Origin of the sequence: Rahnella bonaserana, from assembly GCF_019049675.1 — a bacterium.
Taxonomy (GTDB): Bacteria; Pseudomonadota; Gammaproteobacteria; order Enterobacterales; family Enterobacteriaceae; genus Rahnella; species Rahnella bonaserana.
In genome coordinates this window covers 86,759-112,906 of sequence record NZ_JAFMOW010000059.1, presented here as the reverse complement: position 1 = coordinate 112,906, position 26,148 = coordinate 86,759, and the positions used below count along the sequence as shown (strand labels likewise).

General features: G+C 52.4%; 24 protein-coding genes. 16 read left to right on the top strand and 8 right to left on the bottom strand.

Features of this window, described 5'->3' with window-relative positions:
* Positions 1-224 precede the first annotated feature (224 nt).
* Genes sapF through sapA form a run of 5 tightly spaced genes read right to left on the bottom strand, consistent with a single transcriptional unit; the run spans position 225 to position 5,547 of the window.
* Positions 225-1,034, bottom strand: a complete 810-nt coding sequence (sapF, locus tag J1778_RS09260) for a putrescine export ABC transporter ATP-binding protein SapF (protein ID WP_217172985.1) — start codon at positions 1,032-1,034, stop codon at positions 225-227.
* Positions 1,034-2,026: a putrescine export ABC transporter ATP-binding protein SapD gene (gene sapD, locus J1778_RS09255; RefSeq protein ID WP_217172928.1), complete on the bottom strand. Its 993-nt coding sequence runs from the start codon at positions 2,024-2,026 to the stop codon at positions 1,034-1,036. Before sapD ends, sapF begins: the two co-directional genes overlap by 1 nt.
* Entirely contained in the window at positions 2,026-2,916 is an 891-nt protein-coding gene (gene sapC, locus J1778_RS09250; RefSeq protein ID WP_217172927.1) for a putrescine export ABC transporter permease SapC, read from the bottom strand. The genes sapD and sapC overlap by 1 nt, the downstream gene beginning before the upstream one ends.
* Positions 2,903-3,868 carry a putrescine export ABC transporter permease SapB gene (gene sapB, locus J1778_RS09245; RefSeq protein WP_217172926.1) on the bottom strand — a complete coding sequence of 322 codons (966 nt, stop codon included), beginning with the start codon at positions 3,866-3,868 and terminating at the stop codon, positions 2,903-2,905. Before sapB ends, sapC begins: the two co-directional genes overlap by 14 nt.
* Positions 3,865-5,547 (bottom strand): ABC transporter substrate-binding protein SapA, encoded by a 1,683-nt coding sequence (gene sapA, locus J1778_RS09240; protein WP_217172925.1) that lies wholly within the window; start codon positions 5,545-5,547, stop codon positions 3,865-3,867. The genes sapB and sapA overlap by 4 nt, the downstream gene beginning before the upstream one ends.
* A 238-nt stretch (positions 5,548-5,785) precedes the next feature.
* Here sapA and zigA point away from each other — a divergent pair, with 238 nt between their 5' ends.
* Positions 5,786-6,973 (top strand): zinc metallochaperone GTPase ZigA, encoded by a 1,188-nt coding sequence (gene zigA, locus J1778_RS09235; RefSeq protein WP_217172924.1) that lies wholly within the window; start codon positions 5,786-5,788, stop codon positions 6,971-6,973.
* Between the two features lie 220 nt (positions 6,974-7,193).
* Here zigA and pspF read toward each other — a convergent pair whose 3' ends face one another.
* Complete coding sequence (gene pspF, locus J1778_RS09230; protein WP_217172923.1) at positions 7,194-8,201, bottom strand: phage shock protein operon transcriptional activator; 1,008 nt, start codon at positions 8,199-8,201, stop codon at positions 7,194-7,196.
* A 233-nt stretch (positions 8,202-8,434) separates the two neighbouring features.
* Here pspF and pspA point away from each other — a divergent pair, with 233 nt between their 5' ends.
* The 6 genes from pspA (at position 8,435) to J1778_RS09200 (ending at position 12,554) form a co-directional block, all read left to right on the top strand.
* Positions 8,435-9,106 (top strand): phage shock protein PspA, encoded by a 672-nt coding sequence (gene pspA, locus J1778_RS09225; RefSeq protein ID WP_112287897.1) that lies wholly within the window; start codon positions 8,435-8,437, stop codon positions 9,104-9,106.
* A gap of 89 nt (positions 9,107-9,195) precedes the next feature.
* Complete coding sequence (pspB, locus tag J1778_RS09220) at positions 9,196-9,423, top strand: envelope stress response membrane protein PspB (RefSeq protein WP_013576050.1); 228 nt, start codon at positions 9,196-9,198, stop codon at positions 9,421-9,423.
* Positions 9,423-9,782 carry an envelope stress response membrane protein PspC gene (gene pspC, locus J1778_RS09215; protein ID WP_120161817.1) on the top strand — a complete coding sequence of 120 codons (360 nt, stop codon included), beginning with the start codon at positions 9,423-9,425 and terminating at the stop codon, positions 9,780-9,782. Before pspB ends, pspC begins: the two co-directional genes overlap by 1 nt.
* 84 nt (positions 9,783-9,866) lie before the next feature.
* A complete protein-coding gene (locus J1778_RS09210) occupies positions 9,867-10,118 on the top strand; it encodes a phage shock protein PspD (protein WP_217172922.1) in 252 nt (83 codons plus the stop codon).
* A complete protein-coding gene (locus J1778_RS09205) occupies positions 10,093-11,490 on the top strand; it encodes a YcjX family GTP-binding protein (protein ID WP_217172921.1) in 1,398 nt (465 codons plus the stop codon). Before J1778_RS09210 ends, J1778_RS09205 begins: the two co-directional genes overlap by 26 nt.
* The gene (locus J1778_RS09200) at positions 11,487-12,554 is read left to right on the top strand and encodes a YcjF family protein (protein ID WP_217172920.1); all 1,068 of its coding nucleotides are present in this window, start codon (positions 11,487-11,489) and stop codon (positions 12,552-12,554) included. Before J1778_RS09205 ends, J1778_RS09200 begins: the two co-directional genes overlap by 4 nt.
* 127 nt (positions 12,555-12,681) lie before the next feature.
* Here J1778_RS09200 and J1778_RS09195 read toward each other — a convergent pair whose 3' ends face one another.
* Complete coding sequence (locus J1778_RS09195) at positions 12,682-12,873, bottom strand: hypothetical protein (protein ID WP_015697753.1); 192 nt, start codon at positions 12,871-12,873, stop codon at positions 12,682-12,684.
* A 423-nt stretch (positions 12,874-13,296) separates the two neighbouring features.
* On the opposite strand from J1778_RS09195, the gene J1778_RS09190 reads away from it, so the two are divergent.
* From J1778_RS09190 to J1778_RS09175, 4 genes are all read left to right on the top strand, one after another.
* Positions 13,297-14,583: an HlyD family secretion protein gene (locus tag J1778_RS09190; RefSeq protein ID WP_217172919.1), complete on the top strand. Its 1,287-nt coding sequence runs from the start codon at positions 13,297-13,299 to the stop codon at positions 14,581-14,583.
* Entirely contained in the window at positions 14,570-16,669 is a 2,100-nt protein-coding gene (locus tag J1778_RS09185; protein ID WP_217172918.1) for a peptidase domain-containing ABC transporter, read from the top strand. The genes J1778_RS09190 and J1778_RS09185 overlap by 14 nt, the downstream gene beginning before the upstream one ends.
* A gap of 216 nt (positions 16,670-16,885) precedes the next feature.
* Entirely contained in the window at positions 16,886-17,860 is a 975-nt protein-coding gene (gene hemB / locus J1778_RS09180; RefSeq protein ID WP_217172917.1) for a porphobilinogen synthase, read from the top strand.
* A gap of 337 nt (positions 17,861-18,197) precedes the next feature.
* Entirely contained in the window at positions 18,198-20,027 is a 1,830-nt protein-coding gene (locus J1778_RS09175) for a methyl-accepting chemotaxis protein (protein ID WP_420804072.1), read from the top strand.
* A 126-nt stretch (positions 20,028-20,153) separates the two neighbouring features.
* Here J1778_RS09175 and J1778_RS09170 read toward each other — a convergent pair whose 3' ends face one another.
* The gene (locus tag J1778_RS09170) at positions 20,154-20,369 is read right to left on the bottom strand and encodes a YgdI/YgdR family lipoprotein (protein WP_217172915.1); all 216 of its coding nucleotides are present in this window, start codon (positions 20,367-20,369) and stop codon (positions 20,154-20,156) included.
* A gap of 456 nt (positions 20,370-20,825) precedes the next feature.
* Here J1778_RS09170 and J1778_RS09165 point away from each other — a divergent pair, with 456 nt between their 5' ends.
* From J1778_RS09165 to J1778_RS09145, 5 genes are all read left to right on the top strand, one after another.
* The gene (locus tag J1778_RS09165) at positions 20,826-21,950 is read left to right on the top strand and encodes a branched-chain amino acid ABC transporter substrate-binding protein (RefSeq protein WP_217172914.1); all 1,125 of its coding nucleotides are present in this window, start codon (positions 20,826-20,828) and stop codon (positions 21,948-21,950) included.
* 189 nt (positions 21,951-22,139) lie between these two features.
* The gene (locus J1778_RS09160; protein ID WP_217172913.1) at positions 22,140-23,054 is read left to right on the top strand and encodes an ABC transporter permease subunit; all 915 of its coding nucleotides are present in this window, start codon (positions 22,140-22,142) and stop codon (positions 23,052-23,054) included.
* Between the two features lie 10 nt (positions 23,055-23,064).
* Positions 23,065-24,354 (top strand): high-affinity branched-chain amino acid ABC transporter permease LivM, encoded by a 1,290-nt coding sequence (gene livM, locus J1778_RS09155; protein WP_217172912.1) that lies wholly within the window; start codon positions 23,065-23,067, stop codon positions 24,352-24,354.
* Entirely contained in the window at positions 24,351-25,244 is an 894-nt protein-coding gene (locus tag J1778_RS09150; protein WP_217172911.1) for an ABC transporter ATP-binding protein, read from the top strand. The genes livM and J1778_RS09150 overlap by 4 nt, the downstream gene beginning before the upstream one ends.
* On the top strand, positions 25,241-25,957 hold the full coding sequence (locus J1778_RS09145) for an ABC transporter ATP-binding protein (protein ID WP_217172910.1): 717 nt from the start codon (positions 25,241-25,243) through the stop codon (positions 25,955-25,957). Before J1778_RS09150 ends, J1778_RS09145 begins: the two co-directional genes overlap by 4 nt.
* Positions 25,958-26,148: the final 191 nt, after the last annotated feature.

The following is a 26,148-nucleotide window of genomic DNA, read 5'->3' as shown; positions in this document are numbered from 1 at the left end:
TCCAGGCAAATTATCAGACCCTATCCTTGCCGATACTGTTGTCGATATAAAATAATGTTAAGCGATAAATCATATCTAAAAGGAATAGAAAACGGCAAATATGCCAGAGGAACGGGTTTGGTCGCGAATTTCATCGGCAATTTACCCGATTGCAAACATAAAAAACGGCACCCATTTCAGGCACCGTTTGGTATTGATTCTGTGAATCGCCCCTTCAGAAATCGTTAATTTCCGTCGCGCCGCCAGGCATCTGCTGTGAGTGCTTCGCCAAAGTGACTGGCGATCAGCCTTTTCGTCAGATCATGCAGTGGTGCCGCCAGCACTTCAGCGGTATTGCCGCGCTCGACCACTTCACCTTCATGCATCACCAACACCTGATCACTGATATGTTTCATCATGCCAAGGTGCTGGGTGACGTATATGTATGAGATGCCCTGCTTTTCCTGTAACTCCAGCATCATGTTGATGATTTGTGAACGCATGGACATATCCAGAGACGCCAGCGCCTCATCGGCAACAATCACTTTCGGTTGCAGGATCAGTGCGCGCGCCAGCGCAACGCTCTGCTTCTGACCGGAAGCCAGCATATGCGGGTAATAATTCGCATGATCCGGCAGCATACCAACCAGCCGCAGGGTCTGGTTGATGCGTTGTTCACGCTGCTGTGCGTTCATTTCACTGTTGAGACGTAAAGGTGCTTCGAGCAACTGACCGATGCGCTGACGCGGATTGAGCGAAGTGCTGGGATCCTGAAAAATCATACGGATTTGCTGACTGCGGAAGCGGTAATCACGAAACTCAAGCGGATGCTCATCAATCAGGATTTCGCCGCCGCTCGGTTCAACCATGCCGGAGAGCATTTTCGCCAGTGTTGATTTGCCTGAGCCGTTTTCACCGATGATCGCCAGCGTTTGTTTTTCGCGCAGGGTAAAGCTGACCGGCTTTACAGCATCCAGATTCATTTTGCGGAACAACCCGGTGCGATAACGGAACGTTTTGCTCAGGTTACGGACTTCGAGCAGGGTTTCGCCCATCATTGCTCCTCCATGTTCAGCGGGAAGTGGCAGGCGTAAGCATGTGTTTTTGCCAGACGCAGACGTGGCGTTTCGATGCATTTTTTCTGCGCGTAAGGGCAGCGTGGCCCCAGACGACAGCCGATCGGCAGATGTTCCAGTGAAGGAATCGCCCCCGGCAGAGTATTCAGCCGGCTTTTATGTGGCAGGGAACGGCCAAAATCAGGCATTGCGCGGATCAGTGCCTGTGTATAAGGATGATGCGGTGCGGCTAGCAGATCTTCACACACGGCGCTCTCAACGGTCTGACCGCAATACAATACGTTTATGCGGTTCGCCCATTTACTCATCATTTGCAGGTCGTGGCTGATCAGCAAAATCGTGGTGTTATTGTTTTGGTTCAGCCGTGCCAGCAGGCGGAAAATCTGCGCCTGTGTGGTCGGCTCCATTGCGTTGGTGGGTTCATCCGCAATCAGCAAACGCGGCTGATTCGCCAGAGCAATGGCAATCATCACTTTCTGACATTCACCTTCGGTCAGTTCGTACGGATAGCTGGCCATGATGTCTTTGTGATCTTTAATCCCGACGCGGTGCAGCAGCTCAATAGCGCGTTTTTTGCGCCACTTCCAGCGCTGATACCAGCGGCCTTTATATGTCCAGCCGGGGATCGCCTGAATTAACTGACGGCCAATACTCTCGGAAGGATCGAGACAGGATTGTGGCTCCTGAAAAATCATCGACACGTTTTGCCCGACCAGTTTGCGCCGCTCGCGTGGCGACAGCTGCAACAGATCGATGTTATCAAAGCGCATACGGTCTGCCGTCACGCGCCAGTTATCTTTGGTTACGCCGCAGATAGCTTTGGCAATCAGGCTTTTGCCTGAGCCAGATTCACCCACCAGTCCGCGGATTTCACCGGCATTCAGCGTCATGCTGACGCGATCAACCGCTTTGACCGGCCCGTCGGCAGTCATAAATTCAATGGTCAGATTGCGGATATCGAGTAAAGGCATTATTCCACTCCCGCATTGATCGCCCGACGCACACCGTCACCCAGCAGATTGATCAGCAATACGCTGATAAGAATAGCAGCACCCGGCAGCATGACGGTCCAGGGTGCGACATACACCAGTTCAAGTGAATCACCGAGCATCGCTCCCCATTCCGGCGAAGGTAATTGTGCGCCCAAATCCAGAAAACCTAACGCGGCGATATCCAGAATTGCCATCGACAAGGCGCGGGTAAACTCCGTTGCCAGCACCGCCACAATATTGGGCAATACGGCATAACGCAGGATCTGCCACGTCGATGCGCCATCGAGACGCACGGCAACCACATATTCTTTTTCCAGCTCATCATGTACGGCGCTGTAAATGGTGCGCGAAATGCGTGGCAACAGCGCCAGCCAGACGGCCAGCATCGCGTGCTCAAGTTTCGGGCCGATAAAGGCCACCACCACAATCGCCAGCAGCAGGGAAGGAATTGAAAGCAGCGTATCCAGAATATGGTTAAGAATGGCTGATTTCAGACCGCGTGTGATCCCGGCCAGCACGCCAATAATCACGCCACACAGCGAGGCTGCGAGGGTAATCACCAGCGCGCCACCGATGGTGGGTGCCGCACCGGTTAACATCCGGCTGAGCAAATCCCGGCCCAGATCGTCCGTGCCGAGGAAGAAGGACACATTGCCGTAGCGCGACCATGAAGGCGGCAACAACTGGTAGCCGAGGAATTGCTGATCGAGCGCATAAGGCGCCAGCAGATGGCCGAAAATACATAAAAACAACAGTCCGATCACGCCATAAAAGCCGATCATCGACAGCGTGTCGCGATAGAAAATCCCCCAGGTGTGACGCAGCGGGCTGGGTACCTGTTTTTCGCGGTATACATTATCGAAGGGCATACCATTCCTTATGTTTCAATGGATTCATTAATGCACCGAGAATGTCTGAAAGTACGTTAACCACAATCACCAGCGATCCCACCACCATTACACCTGCGGAAATCGCAGCATAGTCCTGCTGGCGGATAGCGTTGATCAGCCAGCGGCCAATACCCGGCCAGTTAAAGACCACTTCGGTAATCATTGCCAGTGTCAGCATTGTCGAAAATTGCAGGCCGAGTTTAGGAATGATCGGCGGCAGCGCGTTATGCAACACATGACGGCGGATTATGGTAAAGCGCGATAAACCGCGCGTTGCGGCGGCTTTCACGTAGTTTTTCGCCAGCACATCGTCGGTGGAAATGCGCATCAGGCGGATAACCTCGGTGGTCGGCGCAACGGCAAGCGCGGCGATAGGCAAAATCATATGGCGGATGGCGCTCATGATCATCTCATGGCGATAAGGTGAGTCAGACAGCCACGCGTCCACCAGCGTCAGGCCGGTAACGGTTTTTAACTGATAGAGCAAATCGAGGCGACCGGACACCGGCAGCCAGCCAAGCTGCATCGAGAAGAACAGCATCAGCAATACGGACAGCCAGAATACCGGAATGGAAAAGCCGAGCAGGGCGAGGCTGCTGATCGCCACGTCAGGCCATTTCCCGCGCATGACACCCGCCAGTATCCCCAGCGGAATGCCCACCACTAACGCCAGCGCAAAGGCCAGCACGCACAGTTCCATGGTCGCCGGGAATACGGCTTTAAGCTGATAGGTAATACTTTCGCCATTGATACTCGACACGCCAAAATCAAACTGGCAGATGCCAATAAAATAGAAACGGTAAGCATCCCATAATGATGCACCGCGTAACGGCGCGTTGGGCGTAAAATAGCTCAGGCTGAACGCCACCAGGCTGAGAAAGAACAGCGTGGCGATCAGCAGCAATATGCGACGTAACGTGAAGATAATCATGGGGCTTTCCTTCCTTCGTCATTACGACTTTTTTCATCTTCACGGAAGACGCCAGCAAACGAAGAGTTACCAAACGGGCTCAATACCAGTCCTTTGATGTCGTAACGATAAGCCTGAAGTCGCAGGGAAGAGGCCAGAGGCAACACCGGCAGTTGCAGCTCAAGGATTTTTTGCGCCTGCTGATAAAACTCGATGCGCTGTGAAAGTTGCTGTGACAAAAGCCCCTGACGGAGTAATTCGTCAAATGCAGGATCACACCAGTGAGCATAGTTGGTCTGCGAATGAAGTGCCGCACAACTGAGCATCGGGCGGAAGAAACTGTCGGGGTCATTACTGTCGGTTGACCAGCCTGTCAGCGTCAAATCATGGTTCATTTCCATCAGCTTGGCTTCCTGGAAACGCCCTTCAACCGGAACAATGGTCACTTTGATCCCGACCTGTGATAAATCTGCCTGGATCAGTTCGGCGGTTTTCAGCGGACTCGGGTTAAATGACTGGGAGGCCGTCGGTACCCACAAATGCAGATTGAGTTTCTCCTGACCGAGATCTTTCAGTATTTGCTTCGCTTTTTCAGGATTGTATTCCGTGACCTGTGCATTGCTGTCATAGGCCCACGACGCGCGCGGCAGAATAGAGGCAGCGGTTTCGGCGGTGCCGTAATAAATTGACTGCATCAGGCGCTGATTATTGATAGACAGTGCGACCGCCTGACGGATACGCGGATCGTTGAGCGGCGCTTTATTGGTGTTGAAGGCCAGATACGCAACGTTCATACCCGGACGCAGGGAAAGACGCAAACGCGGATCTTCGCGCAAAATCGACAGCTGACTGGCCGCAGGGTACGCCAGCACATCACACTCGCCGGTCAGCAGTTTGGACAAACGTCCGGTGCCGCCGACGCCCATATCAATCACCACCTGTGACATGCGTGGCGTACCTTTCCAGTATTGCCCGTTACGCGCCAGACGTACGTACTGACCGGTGCGGTATTCGCCCAGCTGGAACGGGCCTGTCCCCACCGGCTGACGATCAATCTCTTCTTCATTACCGGATTTGGTCAGATTCGCCGCATATTCAGCCGAAAGTACCGGTGCGTAGTGCGTTGCAAGATGCCAGAGGAACGAGGCATCAGGATTATTGAGACGAAACTCGACTGTATAATTATCGAGTTTTTTAATGCTTTTCACTGCCCGTGCAAACTGCAGGCTGTCGAAATACGGATATTCCTCGCCGTTCACCGCGTGATAATGATTTTTCGGATCCACAATGCGCTGGAAGCTGAATACCACGTCGTCAGCATTCATTTTACGCGACGGCGAAAACCAGCCGGTCTTCTGGAAAGGCACGTCTTTGCGCAGGTGGAAACGGTAGGTCGCGCCGTCATCCAGCACTTCCCAGCTTTGCGCCAGTTCGGGGATCAGGCGATAGGTATAGGGGTCAACGTCCAGCAGGCGGTCATATAACTGCGCGGCAAGTGTGTCGATGATCAGCCCGCTGCTGGCTTTTTGCGGGTTAAAGGTATTAACCATGCCGTTCACGCAGTAGACAAAGCCGCTCTGACGAATATCTTTCACCGGCGCCGTAACTGGCGTCGGGCTGGCGTGTGTTGGGGCAGTCTCAGCAAAAACTGCTGTGGACAAGCCGCTCAGTAAAAGCATCCACAAAGTTAGACGACGCATAAAGGCTTCAAAGTTAAGGTGCAATACCCTAAGTGTACCGTACTCTGCGAGGTACCCCAATCCATTGAGCAAATCAGCGTGAGGTACTGCGGCACTTCGCGCAAAAACCGTTCGTTTTCCGGCAAAAAAGAGGCGCTGAAAATAAAACCCTTGAATTTGGATTGCTGTTGTTATGTTATATTGTAACAATAATCGCAGGCGAAGTATTCCTGCACTGTCCTTCGAAAAGAGGTTAACGATGTCCTTACTCCCCGTTACCGTGCTGTCGGGATTTCTCGGCGCCGGCAAAACTACCGTCCTCAACCATATTCTGAATAACCGCCAGGGATTACGCGTGGCGGTGATCGTCAATGACATGAGCGAGGTGAACATCGACGCCGCGCTGGTCGCCAGTGAAATCACCCTTGACCGCCAGCAGGAAAAACTGGTGGAAATGAGCAACGGTTGCATCTGCTGTACCCTGCGGGAAGATTTGCTGATTTCCGTGCGTGAACTGGCGCAGGCCGGACGTTTTGATTATCTGCTGATTGAATCAAGCGGCATTTCGGAACCGCTGCCGGTGGCGGAAACCTTTACCTTTGAGGATGAAAATGGCGAGAGCCTGTCGCAGTTTGCGCGCCTCGACACGCTGGTCACCGTAGTAGATGGCGTCAACTTTATGCAGCAATATCAGGAAGCGCGCAGCGTGCAGGAGGCCGGTGAAAGTCTGGGTGATGACGATACGCGCAGCGTGACGGATTTACTCATCGACCAGATTGAATTCTGTAATGTACTGCTGGTGAGCAAAACCGACCTTCTCGACAGCCAGCAGCAGCGCGAAGTGATTGCGCTGTTAAGGAGTCTGAACCCCGATGCGCATATCATCCCGATTTGTCCCGGCAGCCTGCCGGTTGATGCCGTGCTAAATACGCACCGTTTTGATTTTGCTAAGGCGCAACTTGCGCCGGGATGGCTGAAAGAACTGCGTGGCGAACACACGCCGGAAACCGAAGAGTACGGCATCAGCAGCTTTGTCTACACGGCGCGCAGGCCGTTTGATCCGGATAAATTTTATCGCGTGGTGCATGGCGACTGGGGCGGTGGCACCTTGCTGCGTTCGAAAGGTTTCTTCTGGCTGGCGACGCGTCCGCGTTTTGCCGGGCAATGGAGTCAGGCGGGCGGCATTGCCCGTTATGGTATGGCGGGGATTTTCTGGCGGGCGCTGCCGGAAAGTGACTGGCCACAGGACAAGGAGACCAGGGAACATATTATGGAAAAATGGGTGGAGCCGTTCGGCGATATGCGTCAGGAGCTGGTGTTTATCGGCCAGCATCTGAATAAAGAAGAGATTATCCGGCGCCTCGATGCGTGCCTGCTAAGCGAAGTACAGATGGCGGAAGGCATCGAAAGCTGGATGGAGATGGCCGATCCGTTCCCCGAATGGTAGACCTTAATGACGTTGAGGGTGTTCATTAAGTAGCCATAACGTCATTGTGGTAATGAGAAATATTCTCAACAAAGTGCTTTACAGACGATACTGAGAACCATTATCATTCTTTTCACCGAACGAGAGGCGACCCGCCAGGGCGTTAATCGCGAGGTACGACATTGCTCACATTGCTTCCAGTATTACTTAGCCAGCTCGGGTGCTGGCTTTTTTTTGTCTGTTATTCAGCGATTTCCTGCGCATTCACCTGTATCCCATGCTTCTTCAACATTCCGCGCAACTGATGATACGTCACGTTCAGTAATTCGGCCGCCTTGCGCTGATTAAATCTCGCCTGCCGTAAAGCCTGTTCAATCAGATTTTTTTCCTGCTCCGTCACCCATTGTTTAAGGTCTAACGGCAGTGTCGGCAAATTATCGTGCTGACTGATATCTGCGGGCCCGGTAACAGAAGTGCGCCGGGCAAACGGATTCAGAATGATGTTATCGAGCGGAAAATCGCTGGTTCCATGACGGTACATCGAGCGTTCCACCACGTTTTTGAGCTCGCGGATATTGCCCGGCCAGCGGTAGGCCATCAGCGTCTCACGCGCATAATCGGTAAAACCGGGAAATAAAGGCAGCGAAAGTTCCCGGCACATCTGAATGGCAAAGTGCTCGGCCAGCAACATGATGTCCTGCTGGCGTTCACGCAGCGGCGGCAACTGCACGACATCAAATGCCAGCCGGTCCAGCAGGTCGGCGCGGAATTTTCCGTCTGCCGCCAGTTGCGGTAAATCATCGTTAGTTGCGCACACCAGCCGCACATCCACCTGCAACGGCTGGCTCCCGCCGACGCGCTCCAGATGGCCATATTCAATCACGCGCAGCAGTTTTTCCTGCACCAGCATCGGTGCGGTCGCCAGTTCATCAAGAAACAATGTGCCGCCGTCAGCGCGTTCAAACCGCCCGAGATGGCGTTTCTGCGCGCCGGTAAACGCGCCCGCTTCGTGGCCGAACAGCTCGGAATCGAGCAGGTTTTCATTCAGCGCCGCGCAGTTGAGTGAAATAAACGGCCCCTGCCAGCGGGGCGACAGATAATGCAGACGATGCGCGATCAGTTCTTTACCACTGCCGCGTTCGCCGGTGACCAGAACCGGCTTGTTCAGCTTAGCCAGTTGCGAGACCTGTTCCAGCACTTCAATAAAGGCGTTAGCTTCGCCCAGCAAATTGTCTGTGTTATCCGTCATTTGGCATTCCTTGTGTGGTGAAACACACTAACTCTTAGTGAAAATAATCATCTCTAAAAATAAGCATAGCAGAGACGAAAATAAAAAATTCAATTTATTCATGGAGATAATGATTTTAAAAAGTTGGCACGGATCCTGATATAGGTTTATTGCCGCAGTTGAAAATTTTCCTGCGGATTTGACCGGTAATCATTTGGCCGGAAACCAAACAGAAACAAAGAGGAATTTCGATTATGGGTATTTTTTCTCGCTTCGCTGACATCATTAACGCCAACATCAACACCTTGCTGGATAAAGCTGAAGATCCGCAAAAACTGGTTCGTCTGATGATTCAGGAAATGGAAGACACGCTGGTGGAACTGCGTTCGACCTCCGCCCGTGCGCTGGCAGAAAAGAAACAACTGATCCGCCGTATCGATCAGGGTGAAGCCCAGCAGAACGAATGGCAGGACAAAGCCGAACTGGCGCTGCGTAAAGATAAAGATGATCTGGCCCGTGCGGCGTTGATCGAAAAGCAAAAACTGTCCGAGCTGGTCACCACGCTGAAAAACGAAGTGACTGTCGTAGAAGAAACGCTGGATCGCATGAAGTCAGAGATTGGCGAGCTGGAAAGCAAACTGACCGAAACCCGTGCGCGTCAGCAGGCGCTGACCTTACGTCATCAGGCTGCGGCGTCTTCCCGTGACGTTCGCCGTCAGCTCGACAGCGGTAAAATTGATGAAGCGATGGCGCGTTTTGAGCAGTTCGAACGTCGTATTGATCATATGGAAGCGGAAGCTGAAAGTGTGAGCATCGGCAAAAAGAAATCGCTGGACCAGCAGTTCGCCGAACTCAAAGCCGACGATGAAATCAGCGCACAAATTGCTGCCCTGAAAGCTAAAATGAACGGCAACCAGGACGCGTAATGTTTGCCATCAAACCTGCCTGTTCGCAGGCAGGTTATCGCAGGATAAACGCCGTAACCGGTAACAAAAAAGACTCATAAGGAGAGACAATGAGCTTCCTGTTTTTAGCTATTCCGCTGACTATTTTCGTTTTATTCGTGGCGCCCGTCTGGTTGTGGCTTCACTACAGCAATCGCCAGCAAAATGGCAGTCAGCTTAGTCAGCATGAGATGCAAAATCTCACCAGTCTGACCCATGAAGCGCAACGTATGCGCGAACGTATTCAGGCGCTGGAAGAAATTCTCGACGCCGAACATCCGGGCTGGAGGCAATCATAATGGCGACCCGTCTGTCTGAGAAAAAACTCTACCGCGTGCCGGAAGAGGGCGTAATTAAAGGCGTTCTGGCCGGGCTCGCGCACTATCTGGGCGTACCGGTAAAACTGCTGCGCATCATGGCGGTGCTGTCGATTTTCTTTGGTTTGTTCATGTTCACTGTCGTGGCCTACATTATTCTCAGCTACGTACTTGACCCTGTTCCGGCCAGCGAATATGAAGATGAAAATGCGCCATCGCCGCGTAATTTATTGGAAGAAGCCGACCGTGAACTGAAAGCCAGCGAGCAGCGTTTACGTCAGGTCGAACGCTATGTCACTTCGGAAACCTTCGGCGTACGTAGCCGGTTCCGCCAGCTTTAATTCTTTATCTGCCGCTTTGCCTCTGGCTGCCGGACCTGGCTCCGGCTGCTATTTTCCTTCTCACCTCCCGCTTAAGGAATCTTTATGACCCGTTACCTGAATTCCTCGCTGCCGGGTAAGCGCAGCCTGTTTTCGAAAGTTTTCAGCGTGATCATTACACTGGCGCTGACCTTTGGCCCTGCCGGACTGGCAGCGCGTGTGCTGGGCGTGGTGGGAAAAGGCCCATTGCGGTATGTTTTAGCACTATTATTAGAACCGTTATTCAAACGTATTCTTACCGCGCTGTTTGGGCGCTACGCCAGGGAGAGCAATGAAAAGACTACAAAACGACTTTAATTCACTGATCAATCGCGGCATGGACAGGCATCTGAGGCTGGCCGTCACCGGTTTAAGCCGCAGCGGAAAAACCGCTTTCATCACCGCCTTCGTTAACCAGCTTTTACATATGCACAGCGGCGCACGTTTACCGCTGTTTTCGGCTGCCCGCGAGGAGCGTCTGCTTGGCGTAAAACGCGTTCCCCAGCGTGATCTGGGCGTGTCGCGCTTTTCCTATGACGAAGGTCTGGCGGCACTCTACGGCACGCCGCCCGCATGGCCAACGCCAACCCGTGGTGTCAGCGAAATCCGTCTGGCATTGCGTTACCGCTCCAACGATTCCCTGCTGCGTCACTTCAAAGATACCTCCACGTTATATCTGGAGATCGTAGATTATCCCGGCGAATGGCTGCTGGATTTGCCGATGCTGGAGCAAAATTATCTCGACTGGTCACGCCAGATGGCGGGGCTGTTGCAGGGCGATCGCGCAGAATGGGCGAAGCCGTGGCTGACGCTGTGCGAACAATGTGATCCGCTGGCCCCGGCCGATGAAAATCTGCTGGGCACAATTTCACAGGCCTACACCGATTATCTGGTGCGCTGCAAAACCGAAGGTTTGCACTTTATCCAGCCGGGGCGTTTTGTTCTTCCGGGAGATATGGCTGGTGCGCCTGCGCTGCAATTTTTCCCGTGGCCGGAGCTGAACCGCTATTCCGATGCGCAACTTGCACAGGCGGATAAAAACAGCAATCTGGGTATGCTGCGTGCGCGTTTCGACTATTACTGCCAGCACATCGTGAAAGGTTTTTACAAAGATCACTTTGTGAAATTTGACCGCCAGATTGTGCTGGTCGATTGTCTGCAGCCGCTCAACAGCGGACCGCAGGCGTTCAACGATATGCGCCTCGCGCTGACGCAGCTGATGCAAAGTTTCCATTACGGTAAACGCACGCTGTTCCGCCGTCTGTTTAATCCGTGCATCGACAAACTGATGTTCGCCGCCACTAAAGCCGATCACATTACCGGCGATCAGCACGCCAGCCTGGTGTCGCTGTTGCAGCAACTGGTGCAGGAAGCCTGGCAGAACGCCGCTTTCGAAGGCATCAGCATGGACTGCGCTGGTCTGGCGTCGGTTCAGGCGACAGAAACCGGCATGGTCGAATATCAGGGGCAAAGTTTGCCCGCGCTGAAAGGTCACCGGTTACAGGATGGCGCGCCGCTGACAGTGTTCCCCGGCGAAGTACCGGCGCGTTTGCCGGGGCATGCATTCTGGCAAAAACAGGGGTTCCACTTTGACGAGTTTCGTCCGCGTGAAATGAGCGTGGATACGCCGTTGCCGCACATCCGTCTGGATGCGGTGATGGAGTTTTTACTGGGAGATAAAATGCGATGAGCGAACCCATCAAACCGCGTATCGATTTTGAAACGGAATTAAAAGCCCCGGCTGAACCGGTGATTAAACCGGCGCTGGCGTTTGACGAACAGATTTCAGAACGCTTTATTCCGGTCACCGTCGAAACCGACGAACAGCAGGAAGAAGGTGAAGCCGAAGCGGTGCTTAACCGTGCGCTGAAACCGCGCCGCAGTTTGTGGGGCAAAATTGTCCGCCTCGGCGTGGCGGTGCTGGGTATCAGCGTAGTCGCGCAGGGCGTCCAATGGGTTCACGAGGCGTGGATCCAGCAGGACTGGGTGGCACTCGGCGCATGCACGGCGGGCGGGTTGATTATCCTCGCCGGTGTCGGTTCCATTGCGACCGAATGGCGGCGCTTGTACCGCCTGCGTCAGCGCGCCGATGAGCGTGATGAGGCGCGGGAATTAATGCACAGTCATGGCTTAGGGCAGGGGCGCGCATTTTGCGAAAAACTGGCGGCGCAGGCTGGTCTGGATAACAGCCATCCGGCATTACAGCGCTGGAAGGCGTCACTGCACGAAACGCAGAATGACCGTGAAGTGGTCGAGCTTTACGCGCGATTAGTTCAGCCGGTCCTCGACGCGCAGGCACGCCGTGAAATCAGTCATTCGGCGGCGGAATCGGCGCTGATGATCGCCGTCAGCCCGCTGGCGCTGGTGGATATGGCCTTTATCGCCTGGCGCAACCTGCGTCTGGTCAACCGTATCGCGGTGCTGTATGGCATCGAACTCGGTTACTACAGCCGTATCCGTTTGTTCCGTCTGGTGCTGCTGAATATGGCGTTTGCCGGGGCGTCTGAACTGGTACGCGAAGTGGGGATGGACTGGATGTCACAGGATCTGGCGGCACGTCTTTCTGCCCGCGCAGCACAAGGTATCGGTGCCGGATTGCTGACTGCCCGTCTGGGTATCAAAACCATGGAACTCTGCCGTCCGTTACCCTGGCTTGAGGGCGATAAACCAAAACTGGGTGATTTTCGCCGCGAACTTATCGGCAAGCTGAAAAACAGCATGGTGAAGAGCGATAAAACGAAAGCGGGTGTTTGACGTTTATGTTTATAAACCTGGCTAAACAAAACTAAACAAAAAAAGCCCCCGCGTGAGCGGGGGCTTGTATTACTCTGACTGGGTTGCTTATAACGCTGCTTTCCTTAAAGCGAAAGCGGTTTATAAACTAGGTTGTCAGATAGTTCTGTGCTTTAGCAAGACCATCGGAAATTTGTGAATACGCCTTGTTCACCGCATTACTGGTGTCACTTACCGCGTCCTGACCAAAGCTTGATAGGCGATCGGCAACTTTATTCACATCTTCCGACCAACCCGCACCATTAACCATTTCAATATCATGTTCTGTTAATTGTTTCATCTTAGGCCTTCCTTTTAATCTGTTAAAGCAAGTCCCCTTAAAAACCGGGGGCGATGAAAACATTGAGTAATGCTATGGAGATAATTTCTACGCAATGTCTTCACAGGGATTAAGCCTAGAGCACTGGCGGCGGAATTTGACTAGGAATAATCTCCTAAGTGGAGATTTACATATAACTAATTGTTTTTTAAGTTAAATTAATAGTTAAGAAGATCGATTTATTTATTTCAGGTATAAAAAATAATCGATCAGCTCCAGGGATATTATTTTTACTACATAAAGCTATTTAATATTACGGCGTAACTATCGCTCACCGGGAATACTGGTCCCCATGTTTCAGAGTAATCGCGGTGGCAGGAGGTTTTGAGGCTGCTATCTTTCAAAGATTCTGTTTTTACAGCCTGTTTTACCGGAACAAAAAATATGCTCTTTCGTAAAGAGGTCAATGAACATCAGCAAAACCACTGGACGGGTAAGGCATTATTACTTGCCGGCTGGCCGATATGGATTGTCACGTCGCTGACCGCTATTTTTCTTATTTCCTTACTGATATTCCTAATCTTCACTAATTACACCCGGCGTATCAACGTCAGCGGTGAAATTATCACCCAGCCACACAGCATCAATTTATTCAGCCCCGAGCAGGGCGTGATCACTAAACTGTATGTCGATACCGGCAAACCGGTTAAAAAAGGCCAGCCGCTGTATGAAATTGACGTCAGCCGCGTGACGCAGGCGGGGAATGTCAGCACCACCACGCTTGCCGCCATCAAAAAACAGCGTGAGCAAATCGATTCGATCGTTGCACAGCTTGAGCACAACAAGCAGGAAACGCTGCAAAACCTGCAACAGCAGTTAGAGCAATATGAGAAAGCGCATCAGGTTTCGCAGAGCATGGTGGATTCGGCGCAGGAAGGGCTGGATGCCATGAAAAAGAGCATGCAAAACTACGGCGCATATCAAAAGAAAGGTCTCATCAATACTGACCAGCTGAACAACCAGCGTTACCTGTTTTATCAGCAGCAGACGTCGTTCCAGAGTCTGAATACTCAGGCGATTCAGGAAGCGCTGCAAATCACCAATCTGCGCAGTGAACTGGTGACGCGAGCCGCCGAGTTTGATAATCAGATTTCACAGTACGGCTATCAGCGTAATGACCTCGAACGTCAGCTGGCGCAGGCCGATGCTAAGGGTTCCTTGCTCATCACCGCGCCGACGTCCGGCAAAATCTCCTCGCTGAGCGTGACGCCCGGACAGATGGTCAATGCCGGTGACAGCCTTGCGCAACTGGTGCCTGCCAGTAATTCGCCATTCTTCCTTGTCGCCTGGCTGCCCAATGAAAGCGTGCCTTACGTGAAAGCCGGTGAGCACATCAATATCCGTTACGAAGCCTATCCGTTTGAAAAATATGGCCAGTTCCCCGGCAAGGTGGAGTCAATTTCTTCCGCGCCGGTTTCTGAACAGGAGCTGAATTCCTACGCCAGCGCACCGCGCACCGCCAACGGCACGGTCAGCGGGCCGTATTACAAAGTGATTGTGTCACTGGATAAAAAAGCGATGGACTGGCACGGCGAGACGCTGAATTTATCCAGCGGTATGAAAGCCGAATCAACATTATTCCTGGAGAAAAGACCGCTGTATCAGTGGATGTTATCTCCGTATTACAGCATGAAGAAAAGCGTGGTGGGGCCAATTAATGAATCTCGATAACGTACGGGAGCTGGCTGACCGCCTGCACTTTAGCTGGCGCCACCGGGTGCCGCAGATTATTCAAACCGAAGCCGCTGAATGCGGGCTGTCCAGTCTGGCGATGGTCTTTGGCTATCACGGTAAACACGTCGATTTGCAGAGTCTGCGTCAGCAGTACGGCATTTCCTCGCGCGGTGCGACACTGCGCACGCTGATGGATATCGCCGCGGCGAATGAGATGAAATCCCGCGCCCTGAAGCTGGATATCGATGAACTTAATGCGCTGAAAACACCCTGTATTTTGCACTGGGACCTCAACCATTTTGTGGTGCTGGTCGGTGTTAAACAGGGCAAAGTGATTATTCACGATCCGGCTTTCGGGCGTCGTTCGCTGGGCATGCGTGAAGTGTCGGAGCATTTCACCGGCGTGGCGCTGGAGTTGTGGCCGGACAATGGTTTTACCTCCGAAAAACCGCGCGTGCGGCTCAATTTGCGCAAGATGATGGGCAATGTCAGCGGGCTGATCCCTGCGCTGACCAAAATCTTTTGCCTGTCGCTGATGATCGAATCGGTCAACCTGCTGCTGCCGGTCGGAATGCAGCTGGTAATGGATCACGTGATCCCGGCGAAAGACCCGGATTTGCTGACGCTGATATGTCTCGGCTTGCTGTTCTTTATCATTTTCCGCACCGGCGTCAGTATGCTGCGCGCCTGGACGTCGCTGGTGATGAGTACGCTGATTGACGTGCAGTGGAAAGCGCGGCTGTTCGACCATCTGATGAAGCTGCCGCTCGATTACTTTGAGAAGCGCAAACTGGGTGATATCCAGTCGCGTTTTACCTCGCTCGACACACTGCGTACGACGCTGACCACCAATGTGGTGAACAGTATTATCGATGGCATTATGTCGGTCGGGTTGATCGTGATGATGGTGTTGTACGGCGGCTGGCTGATTTGGGTAATTCTCGGTTTTACAGCGATTTATGTCGTTTTCCGTCTGACGACCTACAACGCCTACCGTCAGGTTTCGGAAGAACAAATCGTTAAAGGAGCGCGTGCCGGTTCCCACTTTATGGAAACGCTGTACGGCATCAGCACGCTGAAAGCGCTCGGTTTATCGAAAGCGCGCGCCAATTTCTGGCTCAACCTGAACATTGATAACGCCAATGCGACGGTGCGTAAAACCAAATTTGAAATGATGTTTACCGGCGGTAACACGCTGATCGCTACGCTCGATCAGGTCGCTCTGCTGTGGCTTGGCGCGACGCAGGTCATCGACGGCCATATGACACTTGGGATGTTCGTGGCGTTCAACACCTATCGCGGCCAGTTTTCCGAGCGTGCGGCCAATCTGCTGAACATGGTGTTGCAGCTGCGGATGCTTTCCCTGCACCGCGACCGTATCGCCGATATCGCGCTGACCGACACTGAAAAATCGCTGCCGGAGCGTGAACTGCTGCGGGCAGGTGAGGCGGCGTCGCTGGACGTGCGGGATCTGGTGTTTCAGTACGACAGCCTTTCTGCGCCGCTGATCAATGGCCTGAATCTGTCGGTGGCGGCGGGGGAAAGCGTGGCGATCACCGGACCTTCAGGGCAGGGCAAAACCACGCTGATGAAAATCATGACCGGTCTGCTGACGCCAACTGAAGGCCGCATTCTGATTAACGGCATGGTTATCACCACCGCCGGGCTGAACAATTACCGCAGCTGCATCGCCTGTGTGTTACAGGATGATACGTTGTTCGCCGGATCTATCGCCGAGAACATTGCCAGCTTTGACGAGCAGAAAGACGAAGCGCGGATTATCGACTGCGCCCGCCGCTGTAACATCCACGACGATATCGAACGCATGCCGATGGGCTATGAAACGCTGATCAGCGAACTGGGCGGCAGCTTGTCCGGCGGCCAGAAACAGCGGGTGCTGATTGCCCGCGCGCTGTATCGTCGCCCGGCAATTTTGTTTCTCGATGAAGCCACCAGCCATCTGGATCTGGACAACGAAATGCGCATCAATCAGGCGATCAGCGAATTGGATATTACGCGGATATTTATCGCCCACCGTCCGTCAACGATTGCCTCAGCCGATCGCGAGATCAGGCTCGGTTAAATTCTTCCTTCAGGCGGTCCCTTTTCCGGGATCGCCTTTCCAAAAATGCGGTCTCTGTTACATCTCCTCACGGAAAGTTCATCATTTGTTTAAAAGTTATTATAAAATGCAGCCTCCATCGTCTGACGGCGCTGCCATGCCTCCTGCCGTCTGAACTGTCTGCACTCCTGTTTCTTAAAAAATTTCAGTGCAACAGACTAATTTTTAGGAGTTTTCATGTCGAATCAGTTCCCGAGCTCACGCCTTCGCCGCCTGAGACAGTCCGAATCCCTGCGCACTCTTTTTCAGGAAACTGAATTTAGCGTCAACGATCTGGTACTGCCGATTTTCGTAGAAGAAGAGACCTCTGAATACGTACCGATTGAAGCTATGCCGGGCGTACTGCGCATTCCTGAATCCCGCCTGGCGTTTGAAATCGAACGTTACGCCCGCGCCGGTATCCGCTCGGTCATGACGTTTGGTATTTCGCATCATATGGATGCCACCGGCAGCGACACCTGGAACGAAAACGGTCTTGTCGCCCGTATGGCGCGCATCTGTAAAGACACCGTGCCTGAAATGATTGTCATGTCTGACACCTGTTTCTGCGAATACACCTCGCACGGCCATTGCGGTGTGCTGCATGACCATGGGGTGGACAACGACGCTACGCTGATCAACCTCGGCAAACAGGCTGTCGTTGCCGCTGCCGCAGGTGCAGATTTTATTGCACCATCCGCCGCACAGGACGGTCAGGTACAGGCCATCCGCAGCGCGCTGGATGAAGCCGGTTTCATCGACACTTCGATCATGGCGTATTCCACCAAGTTTGCGTCATCCATGTACGGGCCATTCCGTGAAGCGGGCGGCAGCGTGCTGAAAGGCAACCGCAAGCAATACCAGATGAACCCGATGAACCGCCGCGAAGCCGTGCGTGAATCGCTGATGGATGAGCAGGAAGGCGCCGATGCGCTGATGGTGAAACCGGCTGGGGCATATCTGGATGTGATCCGCGATATCCGCGAAGCCTCCCGTCTGCCACTGGCGGCGTATCAGGTCAGCGGCGAATACGCGATGATCAAGTTCGCGGCACAAGCCGGCGCCATCGATGAGCGCGCCGTGGTGCGTGAAAGCCTGGGCGCGATTAAACGTGCAGGCGCAGATATTATCCTGACCTATTTCGCGATGGATATTGCCGAAAACGGGCTGTAATTTCTGCTCATGCTGCACACTAAAAACCGGGCTTTCGCCCGGTTTTTTTATGTCCACGCGGCTGAATCTGATACTGCGCGATATATGCGCTGACCACACTTTCATAATTTAATAACAGCAGCACATTCAAATAATACTTTTTTTTAAAATAATCACTTCACCATTAATACGGTGTGATTAAGTAAATAAGTTTTCATACTAAGAATAAGGTTTTATTACTGTTAAATTATTGACTTATGTAACTTAAGAAAATGAGTTTTTCATTAACTAATTTTTATAGCCTGCCGATACTCCATGTGCTTCACATACAACCTTTTTATAAAAATAATGGAGAGCCATAAAAATGTTTATGAAATATTTTGAAAATCTAAAAGTCGGGAAAAAATTAGCATTTGGTTTCGGATTTATCTTATTGCTGAGTATTGCAGTTGCTTTATGCGGTATTAAAAATCTGTATGATATTTCCACCCGGGCAGACAAAATAAGCCAGCTGAAAGTGATCACTGACCAGTTTGCTATGGCAAAAGCTGACAGACTGGAATATGTGAAAACGCATGATGAAAAATACGTCGCAATGAATGAGATGAACTTGCAGCAGGTTGATATGAAAATTGAAACTCTCAGGTCGCTTCATTGGGATACAGCGCACCTGAAGATGCTTAATGAAATGTCAGAGGTCATCAAAACGTATCGTGAAAACCGTGCTCAAACTGTCCGTGAGACACAGCAACGTGATCTTGTTGTGAGTAGTTTTGTGCTGACCCGTGAAGAGTCTAAAATTAACAGTTTGGCGCAGTCCTATGCACAAGACCCGGCACGTTCTGTTACCGCGACAGCATTAGCGGATATCGTCCGTCACATCGATGGTGTGGCGACGCGCGTGAAACTTCTCCAGTTTGAGAATACTGAGGCGTCACTTCAGGCTTTAACAGGCTTTATGAATGAATCGATTCAGCAAATGATCGCCGTCAAATCACAGTTAAATCCTGCCGATGTCAGCTCACTTGAAGAGGTTGAGCGCTCTGTCTTGGCTAAAAAGGAGAGTGCCAGTCATTACCTGCGTTCCTATATTGCGGAGCAGGAAGCGACTCAGCTGCTTGCGAAAGCAGGCGGCAAGCTGACTACCCTGAGTGACAACCTATTTGAATCGGAACTGAGCGCGGCTCATGACGATATCAGAAAGGCGGTGATATGGATGACTTCGCTTTTGGGGGCAGCAGTCTTATTAAGTATTGGCATTGCGCTGCTCATTTCCCGCCAGATTGTGAAGCCTCTGGCTGATACGCTTGAGGTTGCGCGACAGATAGCGCGCGGTGATTTACGAGCTCATCTCAATACCACGCGTCGTGATGAGCTGGGGGAACTGATGCAAGCCGTAGATGAGATGAATACCGATCTTCGCCGTATCATCGGGGATATTCGTACCGGTGTGACGCAGGTGAGCCATGCTTCCGCAGAAATTGCGGCAGGAAATAATGATTTATCCGCACGTACTGAGGAACAGGCTGCTGCGCTTGAAGAAACGGCAGCCAGCATGGAGCAGTTAACGGCGACAGTTAAACAGAACGTGGACAATATTCACCACACCAGCCAACTGGCGGGGAGTACATCGGAAACGGCGAACAAAGGCGGGCAACTGGTCTCTCATGTGGTGAAAACGATGAATGAAATCACTGCGAGCTCAGCAAAAATTGCTGAGATTACGACGGTAATTAACAGCATCGCTTTTCAGACCAATATTCTGGCTCTCAATGCAGCCGTGGAAGCGGCACGTGCCGGAGAACAGGGGCGTGGGTTTGCTGTTGTAGCAAGTGAAGTGAGAAGTCTTGCACAGCGCAGCGCTCAGGCTGCAAAAGAGATCGAAGGTTTAATTGGTGAATCGGTAGAACGCATTAATGCAGGGTCAGAGCTGGTAGAACAGGCGGGAACCACCATGCATGACATTGTGACTAAAGTGGCTAACGTTACCGAAATACTTAATGAAATTACTCAGGCATCGGATGAACAAAACAGGGGAATATTGCAGGTAGGGCAAGCAATAGTAGAAATGGACAGCGTGACTCAGCAAAACGCGGCCCTGGTGGAAGAATCTTCTGCTGCGGCTAATGCGCTGCGAGATCAGGCACAAAATCTGGCTTCGTCTGTTTCGCGTTTTATTACCGGGTAATTTTATCTTCAAAACAGTCGTGATATTACGTGCTGTTCAGACACCCCATAGCATGACTGTTTTATTAAGCCCGCCGTGTCATTCATCGGTCGGGCTTTAGGATAATTGCATTTCCCATCCGTCACTCTATTTCTTCACAATACCCGCAATATCATTGGTATTCATCAGATGATAATCACCGTTCATGTCGGTGTAGCTGGTCATGCCGGTACCGCGGTCACGGTCTGGTTCGCCGTGAGCGAAAAACTGGTCGCCCGCTTTGGTGTTGATCACATAATCACTGGCACAGCCTGATAATGTCAGGGCCAAAACCACAGCCGTCAGGCAGGATAATTTCTTCATTGTTCAGTCGTTTCCTGTTGCAATCATCTGACCGCATTACAAAACAACCCGCCGAAAGAAGCAAAGAAAAAAATATATCAACGGATTAGCCGTGGGGATCTACACGGTACATTTTGGTGCAGGACTTTGCAGTATCGTCATTTTCCTAATCTCTTCAGCACCAGTGCGGTGCGATGTGATCCCGTCGTTGTTTCTGCGAGTTCCCCGCAACGCCTGACAGGCGCTATCTATACTCACATAACCGTAACATTCACAGACGTCTGGTAACACTGGCAGATATTTTGCTTACGTTTCTTACCTTTGATGTTGTCCGCCAGCGGTGGACAAACGGGATATTCCCTCCATTGGCTTGTGCTTTAAATTTCAGATTTTCAGATTACGACTTTGCGTTGGTGTTTTTGCTGCATGCGTTGCCCATAACCCGTTTGCATAAACTCAGTCCTAAGGATCATGATGATGTCGATGAAATTTATGAAAAGTCCTCTCTCTCTTTTACTGGCAGGTTGTCTGGTCACGGCGTTCTCCGCGCGTGCGGATATTGTGATTGGCGTGGCCGGCCCGTTCACCGGCCCGAATGCCACCTATGGTGACCAATACTGGCATGGCGCGACTCAGGCCGCTGAAGACATTAATGCCGCCGGTGGGATCAACGGCGAGAAAATCAAACTGGTTCAGGGTGATGATGCCTGCGAGCCAAAACAAGCGGTCGCGGTGGCTAACCGCCTGGTTGATCAGGATAAAGTGCAGGCGGTCATCGGGCACTTTTGTTCATCCTCTACCATGCCCGCATCTGAGGTGTATAACGACGCCGGGATCATCGCCATCACACCGGGTTCTACTAACCCGCAAATCACCGAACGCGGCATGAGCGATATGTTCCGTATGTGTGGCCGTGATGACCAGCAGGGTCTGGTCGCCAGCGATTACATCGTCGACAAACTGAAAGCCAAAAAAGTGGTCATCATTCACGACAAAGATACCTACGGGCAGGGTCTGGCTGATGCCACCAAAGCGGCGCTTAACAAACGTGGCGTGAAAGAAGTGATGTATGAAGGCCTGTCGCGCGGCGAAAAAGACTTCAACGCACTGGTCACCAAAATCAGTGCGCAAAAGCCGGATGTGGTGTTCTTCGGCGGTTGCCATCCGGAAGCCGGTCCGTTGGTTCGCCAGATGCGTGAGCAGGGCGTTCAGGCGACGTTCTTCTCTGGCGACTGTATCGTCAACGAAGAAATGGTTACCGCAGCAGGGGGGCCGCAATACACCAGCGGCATTCTGATGACTTTCGGCAAAGACCCGCGTCTGATCCCTGACGGTAAAGCCGTTATCGATAAATTCCGCGCCAATAAATTCGAACCTGAAGGTTACACGCTGTATTCCTACGCCTCCGTACAGGCGATTGCCGCCGCATTCAAAGCCACCGGCGGCAGCGATTCAGCTAAAGCCAGCGCCTGGCTTAAAGCCAACAGCGTCGATACTGTGATGGGTAAAAAAGCCTGGGACAGCAAAGGCGACCTGAAAGTCTCGGATTACGTGGTTTATAAGTGGGATGACAAAGGAAAGTACCAGGAAGTTAAGGAATAAAGCCATCTTATTGGCCATTTTGAACCCGGGCAGTGCTCACTCTTTATGAAAGAACTGGCTCACGTACTTAATGTACGCGCCGGCTCTTGTGCGCTGGCCGGGTCCAAACTGGCTGCAACGATAACGCTTTATTAGCTTTAATGAATGCGCCCTTAGCCAGGCGCGGTCACAAAAAGAGACTGCGTATTTATGGATTCATTCTTCCTGCAACAACTGTTCAATGGCATTACGCTGGGTGCCGTTTACGGGTTGATCGCCATCGGCTACACCATGGTTTACGGCATTATCGGCATGATTAACTTTGCCCACGGCGAAGTGTATATGATTTCTGCCTACCTCTGCGCCATCGCGCTGGCACTGCTTTCCTTCTTCGGGCTGCACTCTTTTCCGCTGCTGATCCTCGGCACACTGGTGTTTACCATCGTGGTGACCGGGGTTTACGGCTGGGCGATCGAGCGCATTGCGTACAAACCGTTGCGCAATTCCACACGGCTTGCACCGCTGATTTCTGCCATCGGCATGTCGCTGATTTTGCAGAACTACGCACAAATCAGTCAGGGGCCGCGACAGCAGGGGATCCCGACCATGCTGGACGGTGCCATCCGCTTCCACATCGGCGAAAGTTTTGTCCAGATGACCTACACCAAACTGTTCATCCTGGTGGCTTCGCTGGTCGGTATGCTGGTTTTATCCTGGATTATCAGCAATACGCGGCTCGGGCGGATGTGTCGTGCGGTGCAGCAGGACAGAAAAATGGCCTCGATTCTCGGCATTAACACTGACCGAATTATCTCTCTGGTCTTTATGATCGGTGCGGCGATGGCGGGGCTGGCAGGCGTTCTGGTGACCATGAATTACGGTACTTTTGATTTCTATGCCGGATTTATTATCGGGATTAAAGCCTTTACCGCGGCAGTGCTCGGCGGGATCGGATCGTTACCGGGCGCGATGCTCGGCGGCCTGATTCTGGGTATCGCCGAAGCGCAGTTTTCGGGCATGGTGAATTCCGATTACAAAGATGTGTTTTCTTTTGGATTGCTGGTGGTGATCCTCATTTTCCGCCCTCAGGGTCTGCTGGGCCGTCCGGTTGTGACCAAAGTGTGAGGGAAATAAAATGACGATACAAACTGCTGTGAACCGCGAATTTTCGCTTAAACGCTGCCTGCTGGATGCGATTTTCGCCGGGCTGGTGGCACTGATTATTTTCGGACCTGTGGTCGGCGTGGTGCTGGACGGTTATAGCTTTAACTTCCATTCCCAGAGGCTGATCTGGATTATCGCAATCGTCATGCTCGGGCGCTTTCTGCTCAGCGCTTTTCTGGAAACCGCTAGCGGACAGAAAATGCGCGCACGTTTCGAGTCGGACAGCGCAGGTGTGTACGTGCGGCCGCCGGATCACAAAAGCAATCTGCGCTGGATAATCCCGCTGATCCTGGTGCTGGCGATTTTCTTTCCGTTTGTCGCCACGAAATACATTCTGACCGTTGCTATTCTGGGGCTGATCTACGTGCTGCTTGGCCTCGGGCTGAATATTGTGGTCGGACTGGCCGGGCTTTTGGATCTGGGATACGTCGCTTTTTATGCCATCGGCGCGTACGGGCTGGCGCTGGGATACCAGTATCTCGGTCTCGGATTCTGGTCGATGCTGCCGCTGGCGGCGTTAATGGCCGCGCTGGCCGGGGCCTTGCTCGGCTTTCCGGTTCTGCGTATGCACGGCGATTATCTGGCCATTGTGACGCTCGGTTTTGGTGAAATTATCCGTCTGGTTCTGACCAACTGGTTGTCGTTTACCGGCGGACCGAATGGCGTTTCCGCGCCACCACCCACGTTTTTCGGTCTGGAATTTGGCCGGCGGGCGAAGGAAGGCGGCGTGCCGTTCCACGAATTCTTCCATCTGACCTACAACCCCAACATGAAGTTTATCTTCATCTATGCGGTGCTGGTTCTGGTGGTATTGCTGGTGCTGTTTATCAAACACCGCCTGACCCGCATGCCGATTGGCCGCGCGTGGGAAGCGCTGCGCGAGGATGAAATTGCCTGCCGTGCGATGGGGCTTAATCACGTGCTGGTAAAACTTTCGGCATTTACACTCGGCGCTTCCACTGCCGGCATCGCGGGCGTGTTTTTCGCTACCTATCAGGGATTTGTTAATCCAACCTCTTTTACCTTTTTCGAATCTGCGTTGATCCTCGCCATTGTGGTGCTGGGCGGTATGGGCTCGACCATCGGCGTGGTGCTGGCGGCATTTGTCCTGACTGTCGCGCCGGAACTTTTGCGCAGCTTTGCGGAATATCGCGTGCTGTTGTTCGGGGTGTTAATGGTGGTGATGATGATCTGGCGACCGCGCGGGTTAATCCGCATCAGCCGCAGCGGGTTTGCCGTGCGTAAAGGAGTCGCGCCATGAGCGAAGCATTAGCGGATCACAATATTCTTAGCGTCGAGCATTTACGCATGCATTTCGGCGGGATTAAGGCGCTGAACGATGTAAATCTGGTGGTAAAACGCGGTTCAATTACTGCATTGATCGGTCCGAACGGCGCGGGGAAAACCACGGTATTTAATTGCCTGACCGGTTTCTATAAGGCTTCCGGCGGCAATATTCTGCTCAATACCCGCCGCCGCACCACCAATGTGATTCAGGTGCTCGGGCAGAAATTCCAGCCGGATGACTGGATAAAACCGGCGCAACTGGGGAAACGTATTTTCTACAAAATGTTTGGCGGCACGCATCTGGTCAACCGCGCCGGACTGGCACGCACTTTCCAGAATATCCGGCTGTTTCGTGAGATGTCGGTGATTGAAAACCTGCTGGTCGCACAACACATGCAAACCAATCGTAATCTTATCGCAGGTGTCCTCAATACTCCCGCTTATCGCCGTGCCGAAAATCAGGCGCTGGACCGGGCATTTTACTGGCTGGAAGTGGTGGAACTGGTTGATTGTGCCAACCGGCTGGCGGGAGAAATGTCTTACGGTCAGCAGCGGCGGCTGGAAATTGCGCGGGCGATGTGTACCGCGCCGGAGATGATTTGCCTGGATGAACCCGCTGCCGGACTCAATCCGGTAGAGACGAGGACGCTGAGTAAAATCATACGTTTTCTGCGCGATCACCACGACATTACGGTGTTGCTGATTGAACACGATATGGGCATGGTGATGGAAATTTCCGACCACATTATCGTGCTCGACCACGGAGACGTGATTGCCGAAGGCTTACCACAAGCCATTCAAAATGATGAGAAAGTCATTGCCGCCTATCTCGGTGCTGATGAAGACGACGAGGTCAGCTTATGAGTGACACGATGCTGGAGTTTCGCGATGTGAATGTCTTTTACGGGGCAATTCAGGCGTTGCAGCAGGTTTCCCTGCAGGTGAATCAGGGAGAAACCGTGGCGCTGATTGGCGCGAACGGTGCCGGAAAATCCACATTACTGATGTCGATATTCGGTCAGCCGCGCGTGCAGAGCGGGCAGATTTTATTTCGTGGCGAGGATATCAGCCGTAAATCGACGCACTTTGTGGCCTCTGCGGGTATTGCGCAGTCGCCGGAAGGGCGGCGGGTTTTTCCGGACATGACCGTCGAAGAGAATCTGCTGATGGGCACCATTCCCATTGGCAACAAATATGCTGCGGAAGATCTGCAAACTATGTTTGATTTATTTCCGCGCCTCAAAGAGCGGCGAAAGCAACGGGCGATGACCATGTCCGGCGGTGAGCAGCAAATGCTGGCGATTGCCCGTGCGCTGATGAGTCGTCCCAAATTACTGTTGCTCGATGAACCCAGTCTGGGGCTGGCGCCTATCATCGTAAAACAGATCTTTCAGACCCTGCGCGAGCTGGCGCAAAGCGGGATGACTATCTTTCTGGTCGAGCAAAATGCACATCACGCGCTGAAGCTTTCTGATCGCGGATACGTCATGGTCAACGGGCAGATCCGCCTGAGCGGCACGGGGGATGAACTTTTGCATAATCAGGAAGTGCGTAAAGCCTATCTGGGAGGAATCTGATTTTTCATTATCAAAGCCCGCAATACCCTGTATCGCGGGCTTTCCCGCCAACTATTTTTCGCATTTTCAATCTCCCTCCACATTTCGCTCATACTAATCGGCTATCATGCAATTCTTACCGAAAAGTGACGGCACTGTTAAATTTTTAAGCTATTATCCGGAGCCTGCCGTCAATAATTTGTAAAAAGTCA

Excerpts from the sequence above, each read along its gene's own strand:
- pspF (WP_217172923.1), bottom strand. The coding sequence starts at position 8,201 with ATGACGGATAACACAGACAATTTGCTGGGCGAAGCTAACGCCTTTATT.
- J1778_RS09170 (WP_217172915.1), bottom strand. The coding sequence starts at position 20,369 with ATGAAGAAATTATCCTGCCTGACGGCTGTGGTTTTGGCCCTGACATTA.
- pspA (WP_112287897.1), top strand. The coding sequence starts at position 8,435 with ATGGGTATTTTTTCTCGCTTCGCTGACATCATTAACGCCAACATCAAC.
- sapA (WP_217172925.1), bottom strand. The coding sequence starts at position 5,547 with ATGCGTCGTCTAACTTTGTGGATGCTTTTACTGAGCGGCTTGTCCACA.
- J1778_RS09185 (WP_217172918.1), top strand. The coding sequence starts at position 14,570 with ATGAATCTCGATAACGTACGGGAGCTGGCTGACCGCCTGCACTTTAGC.
- J1778_RS09145 (WP_217172910.1), top strand. The coding sequence starts at position 25,241 with ATGAGTGACACGATGCTGGAGTTTCGCGATGTGAATGTCTTTTACGGG.
- zigA (WP_217172924.1), top strand. The coding sequence starts at position 5,786 with ATGTCCTTACTCCCCGTTACCGTGCTGTCGGGATTTCTCGGCGCCGGC.
- pspC (WP_120161817.1), top strand. The coding sequence starts at position 9,423 with ATGGCGACCCGTCTGTCTGAGAAAAAACTCTACCGCGTGCCGGAAGAG.
- hemB (WP_217172917.1), top strand. The coding sequence starts at position 16,886 with ATGTCGAATCAGTTCCCGAGCTCACGCCTTCGCCGCCTGAGACAGTCC.
- J1778_RS09190 (WP_217172919.1), top strand. The coding sequence starts at position 13,297 with ATGCTCTTTCGTAAAGAGGTCAATGAACATCAGCAAAACCACTGGACG.
- J1778_RS09150 (WP_217172911.1), top strand. The coding sequence starts at position 24,351 with ATGAGCGAAGCATTAGCGGATCACAATATTCTTAGCGTCGAGCATTTA.
- J1778_RS09160 (WP_217172913.1), top strand. The coding sequence starts at position 22,140 with ATGGATTCATTCTTCCTGCAACAACTGTTCAATGGCATTACGCTGGGT.
- sapB (WP_217172926.1), bottom strand. The coding sequence starts at position 3,868 with ATGATTATCTTCACGTTACGTCGCATATTGCTGCTGATCGCCACGCTG.
- sapF (WP_217172985.1), bottom strand. The coding sequence starts at position 1,034 with ATGGGCGAAACCCTGCTCGAAGTCCGTAACCTGAGCAAAACGTTCCGT.
- J1778_RS09205 (WP_217172921.1), top strand. The coding sequence starts at position 10,093 with ATGAAAAGACTACAAAACGACTTTAATTCACTGATCAATCGCGGCATG.
- J1778_RS09165 (WP_217172914.1), top strand. The coding sequence starts at position 20,826 with ATGTCGATGAAATTTATGAAAAGTCCTCTCTCTCTTTTACTGGCAGGT.
- J1778_RS09200 (WP_217172920.1), top strand. The coding sequence starts at position 11,487 with ATGAGCGAACCCATCAAACCGCGTATCGATTTTGAAACGGAATTAAAA.
- J1778_RS09210 (WP_217172922.1), top strand. The coding sequence starts at position 9,867 with ATGACCCGTTACCTGAATTCCTCGCTGCCGGGTAAGCGCAGCCTGTTT.
- J1778_RS09195 (WP_015697753.1), bottom strand. The coding sequence starts at position 12,873 with ATGAAACAATTAACAGAACATGATATTGAAATGGTTAATGGTGCGGGT.
- sapD (WP_217172928.1), bottom strand. The coding sequence starts at position 2,026 with ATGCCTTTACTCGATATCCGCAATCTGACCATTGAATTTATGACTGCC.
- sapC (WP_217172927.1), bottom strand. The coding sequence starts at position 2,916 with ATGCCCTTCGATAATGTATACCGCGAAAAACAGGTACCCAGCCCGCTG.
- pspB (WP_013576050.1), top strand. The coding sequence starts at position 9,196 with ATGAGCTTCCTGTTTTTAGCTATTCCGCTGACTATTTTCGTTTTATTC.
- livM (WP_217172912.1), top strand. The coding sequence starts at position 23,065 with ATGACGATACAAACTGCTGTGAACCGCGAATTTTCGCTTAAACGCTGC.